Genomic DNA, 12430 nt, shown 5'->3' on the forward strand with positions numbered 1-12430 from the left:
CAGTGGGAATCGAAGAGAGCCTGCCCGCAGGCATTGCTCTAACAAGCATCGAAAAGGTCCTTGGGCTGGCACGTAAGCACAGTCAATGGCCCGTGACGATGGGTCTGGCCTGCTGTGCAATCGAAATGATGGCAGCCGGAACCCCGCGTTTCGACATGGCGCGATTTGGTCTCGAAGTCTTCCGCGCCTCGCCGCGTCACTCCGACATGATGATCGTGTCGGGCCGTGTCTCGCACAAAATGGCCCCGGTAATCCGCCGCGTCTACGACTCCATGCCCGAACCCAAATGGGTGATTTCTATGGGAGCGTGCGCGTCTTCAGGTGGCATGTTCAACAACTACGCCGTCGTCCAGGGCTGCGACCACATTGTTCCCGTTGACGTCTACCTGCCCGGCTGCCCGCCGCGCCCCGAGGCTCTCATTCACGCCGTTCTGACGCTGCGTGAGCAGATCGGTAAAGAACCTCTCGGTGTTCATCGACGTGAGATCGCCCGTAAGGCCGAACAGGCCGCCCTCGCAGCGACCCCCACCCACCAGATGAAGGGACTGCTCGCATGACTGAGAATCTGGATGCTCCTCAGGACATCGTTCCCCAGCAGCGTGGCTTCGACGTGCCCGAACGGATCACCCGACGCACGGGGATGTTCGGCGCACGCCAGGGTGATGACACAACGGGCTTCTCCGGCCTCGTCACCGAATCTGCTCTTCCCGGAGAAACGGCGCGTCCCTACGGTGGATGGTTCGACACGGTCGTCGATGTCCTCGAAGAACTCATCGCAGCCGACGGGCTTGATGTTGCCAGCGTCATCGAAAAGGTCGTTGTTGACCGCGATCAGCTGACAATCTTCATTACCCGTGAACACATTGCCCGCGTTGCGAAGTACCTGCGTGACGATCCGGACCTGCGTTTCGAGCTGTGTCTGGGAACGAACGGCGTGAACTACCCCGAGGACCGCGGACGTGAACTGCACGCAATCTATCCGCTGATGTCGATCACGTATTCACGAACCATTCGCCTCGAAGTCACGTGCCCCGATTCGGACCCGCACATCCCGTCGATCGTGTCCATCTACCCCGGAAACGACTGGCAGGAACGTGAAACCTGGGACCTCATGGGCATCGTGTTCGACGGACACCCCTCCCTGACACGCACAGCGCTTCCCGATGACTGGGTAGGACACCCACAGCGCAAGGACTACCCGCTCGGCGGAGTCCCCGTCGAATTTATGGGCGCCACCGTTCCGCCCGCAGACACGCGGAGGTCATACAACTGATGAGCACCACGAAATTCCATGCGGCGTCCTCAGCCGCCGGACTCAAGATCGATGAAATCCCCGAGGTGATGACTCAGGGAGGCGACTGGGAAGACATTCTTAACGAGATCCAGAAGATCTCGAACGAACGCATCGTTGTCAACATGGGTCCCGTTCACCCGTCGACGCACGGCGTGCTCCGCCTCGTTCTTGAACTTGACGGTGAAACAGTCCGCGAGACTCGAATCGACACGGGCTACCTGCACACCGGTATCGAAAAGAACATGGAGTACCGCACGTGGACCCAGGGCGTGACATTCTGCACGCGCATGGACTACGTTGCCCCCTTCTTCCAAGAGGTCGCCTACTGTCTGGGAGTTGAGAAGCTCCTCGGTGTTACCGATGACATCCCCGAGCGCGCCACGCTGATTCGCGTCCTCATGATGGAGCTGTGCCGCATCGCCTCCCACCTCGTTGCCATTGGGTCCACCGGTAACGAAATGGGCGCGACAACGATGATGACGATTGCCTTCCGGGCACGCGAAGAAATCCTCAGGATCTTCGAGCGCATCACCGGTCTGCGCATGAACCACGCGTACATTCGTCCCGGTGGGGTCGCTCAAGATATCGGCGAAGGCACGATCGACTACATCCGCGAGCTTCTCCCCAAGTGCCGCCGCGACATCGGTGAGCTGGAAGATCTGACGAAAGCCAACCCGATTTTCAAGAAGCGTCTGTGCGATGTCGCGATCATGCCGCTGTCAGCACTCATGGCGATCGGGTCAACCGGGCCGGGTGTGCGCGCCGCTGGCCTTCCCCTCGACCTGCGCAAGTCGCAACCGTACTGCGGATACGAGACCTTCGACTTTGATGTTCCCGTGCGCGACCAATCCGACGTGTACAACCGAACAATGGTGCGCTTCGACGAGTGCTACCAGTCGCTGCGGATCGTCTACCAGGTCCTTGAGCGTCTCGAAGAGTGCGAGGGTGCGCCCGTGATGGTTGCGGATCCCGAGATCGCGTGGCCAGCGCAGCTTTCAGTGGCCACCGACGGCCAAGGCAACTCACTTGACCACATCGCTCAGATCATGGGTCAGTCGATGGAATCGCTGATCCACCACTTCAAGCTGGTCACCGAGGGCTTTAGGGTTCCCGCGGGTCAGGTGTACCAAACGATTGAACATGCCAAGGGTATTCTCGGCGTTCACCTGGTCTCTGACGGAGGAACGCGCCCGTTCCGCGTGCACTTCCGCGATCCGTCCTTCGCGAATCTTCAGTCTCTGGCGATGATGACCGAGGGCGGCCAGCTCGCCGATGTTGTTGTCTCCCTCGCCGCAATTGACCCCGTCCTTGGAGGTGTCGACCGATGAGTTATTCCGCAGAAGTTGAGGCTCGCTTACGGGCCGAGTCCGCTGAAATCATCGGACGTTACCCAACGGGCCATGAGCGTTCCGCTCTGCTGCCGATGCTCCACCTCGTTCAATCCGAGGACGGATACGTCAGCGCTGACGGGATCGCTCTTATCGCCGATATTCTCGGGATTGAACGCGCCGAAGTCAGCGCAGTTGCCACGTTCTACACGCAGTACAAGCGTCACCCCAACGGTGACTACCTCGTGGGTGTGTGCACGAATGCGCTGTGCGCTGTCATGGGCGGCGATGAAATCTGGGAGGCCGTCTCGAAGAAGGTCGGTGTTGGCAGTGATGAAACCAACGAGTCGGGGACTATCACCCTGGAACGCCTCGAATGTAACGCTGCGTGCGACTACGCACCCGTTGTCATGGTGAACTGGGAGTTCTTCGATAACCAAACCCCAGAGTCGGCGCTCGCCCTCGTTGATGACATCGAAGCTGGACGTCCCATCCACCCCACGCGCGGCGCGAACATTGTGCCAACCTTTAAGGAAGTTGAGCACACGCTCGCAGGCTTCCTCGACGGACACCAGGATGAAGGACCGTCGGCGGGGAAGCCCTCGCTGCTTGGACGTGAAATTGCCGCAACTCACGGGTGGACCGAACCCGTGCAGGTTGCGGACGCAACCGACGACTTGAAGGGAGGCGAGCACGCATGACGAGTTTTGCCGCACCTGGACCGCTGACCCCAATCGTGACGAATGGCTGGGGTGAGGATCGTTCGTGGACACTTGAGTCCTACCTGTCACGCGGTGGATACGAGGGGCTGAAGAAAGCCAACGGCATGGATGCCGCACAGATCGTGGAAACCGTGAAGGCCTCTGGCCTGCGTGGCCGCGGCGGCGCGGGATTCCCCACCGGTCTCAAATGGTCTTTCCTCCCGCCCGACGACGGGCTTGCCCGCTACCTCGTTGTCAACGCCGACGAATCCGAGCCGGGAACCTGCAAAGACATCCCGACCCTCATGGCGAACCCTCACATTCTTGTCGAGGGCGTGGCCATCACCTCGCGCGCGATCAACTGTCAGCACGCATTCATTTACCTGCGTGGCGAGGTCGTCCACGTTTACCGTCGTCTGCTTGCCGCGATCAAGGAAGCAACGGACGCGGGCATCCTCGGGGACCTGAAAATTACGGCGCACGCCGGTGCAGGTGCCTACATCTGCGGTGAGGAAACGGCGCTTCTGGACTCTCTGGAAGGCCGACGGGGACATCCCCGCCTCAAGCCGCCTTTCCCCGCGGTTGCTGGCCTGTACTCACGCCCGACGGTGGTCAACAACGTTGAGTCGATCTGTCAGGTTCCCGGAATTTTCCGCCACAGCGCCGAATGGTATGCCTCGATGGGAACGGAAAAGTCGAAGGGACACGGTATTTTCTCGGTCTCCGGTCACGTGACGAATCCGGGTCAATTCGAAGCCCCATTCGGTATCACGATGCGCGAACTCATCGAGATGGCCGGCGGTATCCGTCAGGGACATCAGTTGAAGTTCTGGACTCCCGGTGGCTCATCCACCCCTCTCTTTACCGAGGCCGAGCTGGACACCCCGCTCGACTACGAGTCCGTGGGTGCTGCCGGGTCGATGCTGGCCACCCGCGCTCTGCAGGTGTTCGACGAGACAACGTCGGTTGTCCGTGTGATCACGCGGTGGGCTGAGTTCTACCAGCACGAGTCGTGCGGGAAGTGCACGCCGTGTCGCGAAGGAACCTACTGGCTCAAGCAGATCATGCTGCGCCTGGAAAAAGGACAGGGACTGCCTGGCGACATCGACCTGCTCGACGAGATCGCCCACAACATCGCCGGACGTTCTTTCTGCGCCCTCGGTGATGCCGCCGCAACGCCGATCATGTCCGGAATTCAGCGTTTCCGTGACGAGTTCGAGGCGGGGCTAACCACCCCTGCTCGTGAACTCTTCCCCTACGAAGCGTCCGCCGTTTACGCCCGAGGAGGTGTTCGATGAGTGACGCACCTCAGATGGTGGACGTGACCATCGATGACGTCCATCTGAGTGTCCCGCAGGGGACCCTCGTCATCCGCGCCGCCGAGCAGGCGGGCATCCGGATCCCGCGTTTTTGTGACCACCCGCTCCTCAAACCGGTTGCGGCGTGCCGCCAGTGCCTCGTCGAAGTCGGAATGCCTGACCGCAACACCGGCGAGTTGCGTTTCATGCCGAAGCCGCAGCCCTCGTGTGCGCAGACCGTAACCCCGGGAATGGTTGTCAAAACCCAGTTCACCTCAGAGGTTGCCGACAAGGCGCAGCGCGGTGTTATGGAGTTCCTCCTGATCAACCACCCGCTGGATTGCCCGATCTGCGACAAGGGCGGCGAATGCCCCCTGCAGAACCAGGCAATGACTGAAGGACGTGGCACCTCGCGTTTCGCCGATGCGAAGCGGACGTACCGTAAGCCGCTGAAGCTCACAAGCCAGATTCTCCTTGACCGCGATCGTTGCATCCTGTGTCAGCGGTGCGTGCGTTTCGGTAAAGAAATCTCCGGTGACGTCTTCATCGATCTTCAGGGTCGAGGCGGTGGCACTGCCCCAACGGATGACCACTACTTCATGGCCGAGCAGATCGGCGGTTTCGACACGTCAACGCTGGGCTACCACGACCCCAAGGGCAAGGGCTCCGGTGACGCCGGTATCTCAGGCCCCTACGGTGACGCGGGGATCATCGGTTCGGTGAACGAGGGCGAGCTCGGCCCGTCCGACCGAGATATTTCGGGACGCGCATTCGCGTCATACTTCTCGGGCAACATTATTCAGATCTGTCCGGTCGGGGCGCTGACCGCGGCCTCGTACCGTTTCCGCGCTCGCCCCTTCGACCTCGTGTCGACTCCGTCGGTCACCGAGCAAGACGCGTCAGGCTCTGCGATCCGCGTTGACATGCGACGCGGTGAAGTTGTTCGCCGCATGGCTGGCAACGACCCGGAAGTCAACGAAGAGTGGATCACCGATAAGGATCGTTTCGCTTTCGAATGGGACCGCCAGGATCGCCTGACAACCCCGCTGGTGCGTGAAAACGGTGAACTCGTGCCGACATCATGGTCGGATGCGCTTCACCGGGTCCGCGAAGGCTTGGAAGCCGCGCAGGGAGCCGTTGGTTTCCTTCCCGGTGGCCGACTGACCTTCGAGGATGCATGGGCGTGGTCGAAGTTCGCCCGCACCGTCGTTGGCTCAGACTCCATCGACGCGCGTTCGCGGTCCTTCTCCGAGGAGGAACGCTCGTTCCTCGCCTCGCGCGTTGCCGGTTCCGGCCTGGGAGTGACCTACGGTGACCTTGAAAAAGCCTCGCAGGTTCTTCTCGTCGGCCTCGAACCCGAAGACGAATGTGGTGCCCTATTCCTTCGCCTCCGCAAGGCCGTCCTCAAGGGATCGTTGAAAGTCTCCACGGTCGCGCCGATGACGAGCAATGGTTCGCGCAAACTTAAAGCCCAGTTGCTGCGCGCGGCTCCCGGCACCGAGGTCGAGGTCATTGAGTCGATCGCTGCAGGTGGCCTCAACGGTGACCTCGCCAAGGCTCTTAAGGGCGGCATCGTCCTCGTCGGTGAGCGTGCTGGCCGCACACCGGGATTACTCAGCGCAGTTGATACCCTCGCAGCTCGCGTGGGCGCACGTCTCCAGTGGGTTCCGCGTCGCAGCGGTGAGCGCGCCGCCATTGAGGCCGGACTCCTTCCGGGTCTGTTGCCTTTTGGACGTTCGCTCGTTGATGCCCAGTCCCGTCAGTCCCTTGGCTGGTCAGATACTGTTCCGACGCAGCCGGGGCTTGACGTTCAGGGAATTGTCGAGGGCGTCCTCGATCAGTCCGTTGGCGCACTCGTTGTCGGCGGCGTTGACGTTCGAGACTTCGAGGAACCGGGTGTTGTCCTTGAGGCCCTTGAAGCAGTTCCCTTCCTTGTGTCTCTTGAGGTGCGAGCATCAGTCGTCACCGAATGTGCTGACGTGGTGCTTCCGGTTGCACCGCCGCGGGAAAAGAACGGCACATTCATCAACTGGGAGGGACGTCTACGGCCCTTCGGTCAGGCAATGTCCGCTCGTTCCCTGACGGATCGCGACGTCTTCGTCCGTCTTGCAGACGAGTTCGGTGTTGACCTGGGAATCGCGACTCTCGAAGACCTGTACAACGAGGTCAATCCGCTGATGAGCTGGACGGGCTCTCGCGCTCCCTTTGTCTTGGTGACGGCGCCCGCGCCTGAGCCGGTTCCTGCGGGTCAGGCTCTCCTGGCAACCCACAAGCCGATGATTGATGCGGGACGTCTCCAGGATGGGGCACCCTGGCTTGCAGGGGCCGCGCGCCAGCCGGTTGCTCTGGTTTCAGCTCAGACGCTTGCGCTGGTTGGAATTCACGAGGGCGAGCGCCTCACCCTGACCACGGAGCGCGGTTCGATCACGCTGCCGGCGGTTGTTGCGGACCTGCCCGACCACGTCGCGTGGGTGCCGGAGTGTTCAACGCAGTCTCTTGTTCACATGTCCCTGGGGCCGGCTGGTTCCCACGTGGCACTCAGCAGTGGGGAGGTGGCCCGGTGAACCTGACGGCTCTTGCGGTGCCAAAATACGCCGCAGCAGATTTCTCCGAGGAGACGTGGTGGATCACGCTGATTAAGGCCGTGTTCCTCATCCTCTTCCTCATCATCAACGTGATCGCAGCCCTGTGGGTTGAGCGCCGAGGCCTCGGTCGCATGCAGACCCGCCCGGGTCCCAACGTTGCTGGACCTCTGGGGCTTTTCCAGGCTTTCGCTGACGCAGGCAAGCTCCTCTTCAAGGAGGACATGTGGACTCGTCGCTCAGATAAGTTCCTCTACTTCCTTGCCCCGGCGATTGCGGCATTCTCGGCGTTCAGCATCTTCGCGGTCATCCCGATGGGACCGAATGTCAACCTTTTCGGTCATTCATCGCCGCTTCAGCTCGCAGACATGCCCGTGGCAACGCTCTACATCCTCGCGGTCACATCGCTGGGTCTCTACGGCATCGTCCTGGGCGGATGGTCGACTCGGTCAACGCTTCCGCTCTACGGCGCGGTTCGCTCCTCCGCTCAGGTGATTTCCTATGAGCTTGCGATGGGCATGGCGTTGGTTTCCGTCTTCCTCATGTCAGGCACGATGTCGACCTCGCAAATCGTTGCCTCTCAGGGACAGGTCTGGTGGGCTTTCGCCCTCGCTCCCGCATTCGTTGTGTACCTCATCAGCGCATGCGGTGAAGTCAACCGCCTTCCTTTCGACCTTCCCGAAGCTGAAGGTGAACTGGTTGCCGGTCACATGACGGAGTATTCGTCGATGAAATTCGGCTGGTACTACCTGTCGGAGTACATCAACATGCTCAACGTTTCAGCGGTGGCCACAACGATGTTCTTCGGCGGCTGGCATGCTCCGTGGCCGCTGTCCCACTTTGGCATCCTCAACGACGGCTGGTGGGGAATGCTGTGGTTCTTCCTCAAGATGTGGTTCTTCATGTTCCTGCTGATCTGGACGCGTGCCACTTTGCTGCGCTTCCGCTACGACCAGTTCATGACCCTCGGGTGGAAGTGGCTCATGCCGATCGCTCTGCTCTGGCTAGTTGCGGTTGCGGTTGTCCGCGGTGTCACCGCGTGGGTTGAGATCCCGCTTCCGATTCTTGGGGGAATCATCGTCGTATTCTTCGCTGTCGTTCTCGCGATCCTGTGGGTGACCGACAAGGGCGAGGTCGTCACACGTGATCCGGCCTCGGAGGAATACACCGGGTTCGAGGACGGGTTCCCCGTTCCACCGCTTCCGGGCCAACAGCCAGTGAAGTCCACTCGCGCGGGGCGCGAGCCCATCCTTGCGACCACTTCTGAGGAGGGTACCGATGAGTAAGAAATCCACGGAATCGGGACAGATGCGGTTCGAGCACGATCCGAAGGGACCGATCGCGGAGTTCTTCGCTCCCGTTGCCGGATACGGGGTGACGATTTCCTCGTTCTTCCGTCCCACGGTCACCGAGCAGTACCCGCGCGAACCCGCGAGAGTGCAGCCGCGATTCCACGGCCGACACCAGCTCAACCGCTACGCCGATGGTTTGGAAAAGTGCATCGGATGTGAGCTGTGTGCCTGGGCGTGCCCGGCCGACGCCATTTTCGTTGAGGCGGCGTCTAACACCCCGCAGGAGCAGTACTCGCCGGGGGAGCGTTTCGGCAACGTCTACCAGATCAACTACCTGCGATGCATTTTCTGCGGAATGTGCATCGAAGCATGTCCGACGCGCGCTCTGACGATGAGTAACGACTTCGAGCTTGCGAAGTACACGCGCGAAGACGACATTTACGAAAAGCAGGATCTGCTTGTTCCACTGTCGGAGGGGATGCTTTCCACACCTCACCCGATGGTTGAGGGATACTCCGATGGTGACTACTACCGCGGTGAGGTCACCGGAGTCACTCAAACCCAGATTGACTGGGTGCGCGAGCAACGCCCCGATGATCCGTCGCTGGCACACGCGTCGGCCACTCAGGAGGTACAGCGATGAATTTCCTCGGCAGCTGGCCGGTCGTTGAATCGACGGGTCAGGCAGTTCTCTTCGGATGCACGGCGGTCTTCATGATTGCCTGTGCCCTCGGGGTGCTGTTCTTGAAGAAGGCGGCCTACGCGGCGATCTGCATGGTCGGCGTGATGATCGGCCTGGCGGTGCTCTACCTGTCTCTTGAAGCACCGTTCCTTGGGGTCACGCAGGTCGTTGTCTACACGGGCGCGATCATGATGCTCTTCCTCTTCGTCATCATGATGATCGGCATCGGCGCAACCGACGGGTACACCGTCCAGGGACGCGGCAAGATTTACGGTGCGATCCTCGCTGGGCTCGGCCTGGCGCTCGTCCTCGTGTCCACCATTGGTCACACGACCATCACCAACGCGCCGGGGTACGCAAAAGTTGATCCCTATTCGGATCAACCCATTACGGATCTGGCAACAACGCTCTTCTCCGAACACTGGCTGACAATGGAGCTCGCCGGGGCGCTGCTGATCACCGCAGCGATCGGTGCAATGCTCCTGACGCACTCAGATCGACTGGGCGTGGCGATTAACCAGCACGAAACAGTCAAGGCCAAGATGCGTGCCTTCGCTCAAACGGGACGTCACATCGGTCAGCTTCCTGCTCCGGGTGTGTACGCACGGACCAACGCCGCCGATGTGCCGGCGATTTCCGGTGAGACTCTGGGGCCGGTTGAAGAATCGGTGCCTCGAGTCATCCGTGTCCGTGGCCTCGATCGGACGCTCGACCAGGTGGATCGCGAGGTTGCGCAGTCGCTGATGCTGGCGCGTGCCCAGGAGACAATCGATTCTCCCTTTGCTCTTGAAGCCTCCGCTGCTGTTGCGCGTTCGGGATCCTGGGGGATGCCCGGGCCCGCTGCGCCCACTGGACTTGATCAGCCCGAAGCACATGTTGATTCTCAGCCGGATGCTCAGGTGCTGCCCGATGCATCCGCCACCGCTTCGATCCAGGAGGAAGAAAAGTGAGTCTGTCCTGGTACCTCGTCCTCGCGGGAATTCTTTTCTCGATCGGCGCCGTTGTTGTTCTTGTGCGCCGTTCGGCGGTAATTTCCCTCATGGGTGTTGAACTCATGCTGAATTCGGCAAACCTCGTTTTCGTGACCTTCGCGCGAATGTTCGGCGATGTCAACGGCGAAATTATGGCGTTCTTCGTCATGATCGTCGCCGCAGCGGAAGTTGTCGTTGGTTTGGCCATCATCGTGTCCATCTTCAAGTCGCGCGCAACAACAAGCGTCGACGATTCGAACCTACTCAAGCACTGAGGGAGGAATACCTATGACACCGACCCTCGCATTGCTGAGCACTCATGCCAGCCCGGCCGTTGACCCCGTTCCCGCAACGGGTGCAGCGTCCTACGCGTGGCTGATGATCGCCGTTCCTCTGGCGGTTTCCGGACTTCTCCTGCTGCTGGGACGCCGCAGCGACAAGCGCGGCCACCTGTTGGCTACCTGCGCTTCCTGGGTGTCTTTCATTGTTGGCGCCGTTATCGTTGCCCAGATGCTCGGGCTTGATGAGTCTGGCCGACGGATGCAGCAGACGCTGTTCTCGTGGATTCCCGCCGGAGACTTCAGCGTTGACTTCGGTCTCCTCGTCGATCCGCTGTCGCTGACCTTCGTCATGCTGGTGACCTTCGTGGGTTCACTCATCCACGTGTACGCCATCGCCTACATGGAGCACGACACGGATCGCCGACGCTTCTTCGCCTACCTCAACCTCTTCATTGCGGCGATGCTCACGCTCGTGCTCGCAGATTCCTACGCTGTGCTCTTCGTCGGTTGGGAAGGCGTTGGCCTCGCATCGTATCTGCTCATCGGCTTCTGGAACCAGGTTCCGGCAAATGCAGCTGCCGCGAAGAAAGCATTCGTCATGAACCGTGTCGGCGATGTCGGCATGCTCATCGCCATGATGGCGATGGTGGCAAACTTCGGTTCCGTTCGGTTCTCAGATGTCAACGCCGGAGTTGGGGGGATCCCCGAAGCTCAGGCGACGATTATCGGCCTCTTCCTTCTGGTTGCTGCCTGCGGTAAGTCCGCGCAGTTCCCCTTGCAAGCGTGGCTGGGCGACGCTATGGCGGGTCCGACACCTGTTTCCGCGCTCATCCACGCGGCAACGATGGTCACCGCCGGTGTCTACCTCATCGTCCGTTCCGGCGCGGTCTTCGTTGCCGCTCCGATCGCCGCCACAGCTGTTGCTGTGATCGGTGCGATTACGCTGCTCTTCGGAGCAATCGTCGGTTCCGCCAAAGACGACATGAAGAAAGTCCTCGCGGCCTCGACAATGTCACAGATTGGCTACATGATGCTTGGAGCGGGGCTCGGTCCGATCGGTTGGGCCTTTGCGATCTTCCACCTGTTCACGCACGGCTTCTTCAAGGCCCTGATGTTCCTTGGAGCCGGTTCCGTGATGCACGCAATGATGGATCAGGTCAACATGCGTCGCTTCGGTGCGTTGAAGAACGCGATGACGGTGACCTGGCTGACCTTCATGATGGGCTGGCTGGCGATCTTGGGTGTTCCGCCGTTCTCCGGTTTCTGGTCGAAAGACAAAATTATCGAGGCCGCCTTCGCAGCCTCAACTTTCGGTGGACATGACGCTCCGTGGGCCGGCTGGATCTTTGGACTCGTAGCGCTGGTTGGTGCCGGAATTACCGCGTTCTACATGTCGCGTCTGTTCTTCATGACATTCCACGGCAAAGCCCGCTGGACCACCGAAGCCGAAGGCGCTGGAGTTCACCCCCACGAGGCCGGTGCTTTGATGACCGTTCCCATGATCATTCTGGCGATCGGTGCGGTCCTCATCGGTGGGTTGATGTCCATCGGAAACTTCTTCACCAACTGGCTTGCCCCGGCGATCGGCGGTGTTGAGCATGCAGAGCCGGTTCTCCCGGTGGTTGCCATCCAGGTGCTCACGCTGATCCTCGTTCTGGCAGGTGCGTTCCTCGCCTGGCGGATGTACGGCAAAGCTGATGTTCCCGTCGGTGTTCCCGCGGGGAACGCCCTCACTGAGGCTGCTCGGCACGATCTATACCAGGATGACATCAACGGGGTTCTCTTCGTGGCACCGACCAAGGCACTTGTGCGCGGAGCCGCCGCCGGTGACCGCGTGGTTGTTGATGGTGTCGTCAGGGGAGTGAGCGCGGGTTCCCTTGGCCTGGGACGCCTCATTGGCGCAACGCAGACCGGTTTTGTCCGCAGCTACGCCGCCTACATCCTTGGAGGCGTCGTTGTTGCCCTTGCCATCGTCCTTGGATTTAGGTTCTGAGGGGATCG

General features: G+C 60.7%; 11 protein-coding genes. All 11 read left to right on the plus strand.

Annotated features, from left to right (window positions below):
* The first annotated feature begins 2 nt into the window (after nucleotides 1-2).
* Genes G7Y41_RS01610 through nuoL form a run of 11 tightly spaced genes read left to right on the plus strand, consistent with a single transcriptional unit; the run spans nucleotide 3 to nucleotide 12422 of the window.
* A complete protein-coding gene (locus G7Y41_RS01610) occupies nucleotides 3-557 on the plus strand; it encodes an NADH-quinone oxidoreductase subunit B (protein ID WP_165217435.1) in 555 nt (184 codons plus the stop codon).
* Nucleotides 554-1273 (plus strand): NADH-quinone oxidoreductase subunit C, encoded by a 720-nt coding sequence (locus G7Y41_RS01615; RefSeq protein ID WP_165217437.1) that lies wholly within the window; start codon nucleotides 554-556, stop codon nucleotides 1271-1273. The genes G7Y41_RS01610 and G7Y41_RS01615 overlap by 4 nt, the downstream gene beginning before the upstream one ends.
* Nucleotides 1273-2622 (plus strand): NADH-quinone oxidoreductase subunit D, encoded by a 1350-nt coding sequence (locus G7Y41_RS01620; RefSeq protein ID WP_165316224.1) that lies wholly within the window; start codon nucleotides 1273-1275, stop codon nucleotides 2620-2622. Before G7Y41_RS01615 ends, G7Y41_RS01620 begins: the two co-directional genes overlap by 1 nt.
* Nucleotides 2619-3323, plus strand: a complete 705-nt coding sequence (nuoE, locus tag G7Y41_RS01625; protein ID WP_165217441.1) for an NADH-quinone oxidoreductase subunit NuoE — start codon at nucleotides 2619-2621, stop codon at nucleotides 3321-3323. The genes G7Y41_RS01620 and nuoE overlap by 4 nt, the downstream gene beginning before the upstream one ends.
* A complete protein-coding gene (gene nuoF, locus G7Y41_RS01630) occupies nucleotides 3320-4621 on the plus strand; it encodes an NADH-quinone oxidoreductase subunit NuoF (protein WP_165217443.1) in 1302 nt (433 codons plus the stop codon). The genes nuoE and nuoF overlap by 4 nt, the downstream gene beginning before the upstream one ends.
* Nucleotides 4618-7185 (plus strand): NADH-quinone oxidoreductase subunit G, encoded by a 2568-nt coding sequence (locus G7Y41_RS01635; protein ID WP_165316225.1) that lies wholly within the window; start codon nucleotides 4618-4620, stop codon nucleotides 7183-7185. The genes nuoF and G7Y41_RS01635 overlap by 4 nt, the downstream gene beginning before the upstream one ends.
* On the plus strand, nucleotides 7182-8489 hold the full coding sequence (gene nuoH / locus G7Y41_RS01640; RefSeq protein ID WP_165217447.1) for an NADH-quinone oxidoreductase subunit NuoH: 1308 nt from the start codon (nucleotides 7182-7184) through the stop codon (nucleotides 8487-8489). Before G7Y41_RS01635 ends, nuoH begins: the two co-directional genes overlap by 4 nt.
* On the plus strand, nucleotides 8482-9138 hold the full coding sequence (nuoI, locus tag G7Y41_RS01645) for an NADH-quinone oxidoreductase subunit NuoI (protein ID WP_165217449.1): 657 nt from the start codon (nucleotides 8482-8484) through the stop codon (nucleotides 9136-9138). Before nuoH ends, nuoI begins: the two co-directional genes overlap by 8 nt.
* Entirely contained in the window at nucleotides 9135-10127 is a 993-nt protein-coding gene (locus G7Y41_RS01650; RefSeq protein ID WP_165316226.1) for an NADH-quinone oxidoreductase subunit J, read from the plus strand. The genes nuoI and G7Y41_RS01650 overlap by 4 nt, the downstream gene beginning before the upstream one ends.
* On the plus strand, nucleotides 10124-10423 hold the full coding sequence (gene nuoK, locus G7Y41_RS01655; RefSeq protein WP_165217453.1) for an NADH-quinone oxidoreductase subunit NuoK: 300 nt from the start codon (nucleotides 10124-10126) through the stop codon (nucleotides 10421-10423). Before G7Y41_RS01650 ends, nuoK begins: the two co-directional genes overlap by 4 nt.
* A 13-nt stretch (nucleotides 10424-10436) precedes the next feature.
* The gene (gene nuoL, locus G7Y41_RS01660; RefSeq protein WP_165316227.1) at nucleotides 10437-12422 is read left to right on the plus strand and encodes an NADH-quinone oxidoreductase subunit L; all 1986 of its coding nucleotides are present in this window, start codon (nucleotides 10437-10439) and stop codon (nucleotides 12420-12422) included.
* Nucleotides 12423-12430 lie beyond the last annotated feature (8 nt).

The sequence above is a fragment of the Schaalia sp. ZJ405 genome, from assembly GCF_011038885.2.
Lineage (GTDB): Bacteria > Actinomycetota > Actinomycetes > Actinomycetales > Actinomycetaceae > Pauljensenia.

Bases quoted from the DNA above. Each gene is read 5' to 3' on its own strand.
- G7Y41_RS01650 (WP_165316226.1), top strand. From the start codon at position 9,135: ATGAATTTCCTCGGCAGCTGGCCGGTCGTTGAATCGACGGGTCAGGCA.
- G7Y41_RS01615 (WP_165217437.1), top strand. From the start codon at position 554: ATGACTGAGAATCTGGATGCTCCTCAGGACATCGTTCCCCAGCAGCGT.
- nuoE (WP_165217441.1), top strand. From the start codon at position 2,619: ATGAGTTATTCCGCAGAAGTTGAGGCTCGCTTACGGGCCGAGTCCGCT.
- nuoL (WP_165316227.1), top strand. From the start codon at position 10,437: ATGACACCGACCCTCGCATTGCTGAGCACTCATGCCAGCCCGGCCGTT.
- nuoF (WP_165217443.1), top strand. From the start codon at position 3,320: ATGACGAGTTTTGCCGCACCTGGACCGCTGACCCCAATCGTGACGAAT.
- G7Y41_RS01620 (WP_165316224.1), top strand. From the start codon at position 1,273: ATGAGCACCACGAAATTCCATGCGGCGTCCTCAGCCGCCGGACTCAAG.
- nuoI (WP_165217449.1), top strand. From the start codon at position 8,482: ATGAGTAAGAAATCCACGGAATCGGGACAGATGCGGTTCGAGCACGAT.
- G7Y41_RS01635 (WP_165316225.1), top strand. From the start codon at position 4,618: ATGAGTGACGCACCTCAGATGGTGGACGTGACCATCGATGACGTCCAT.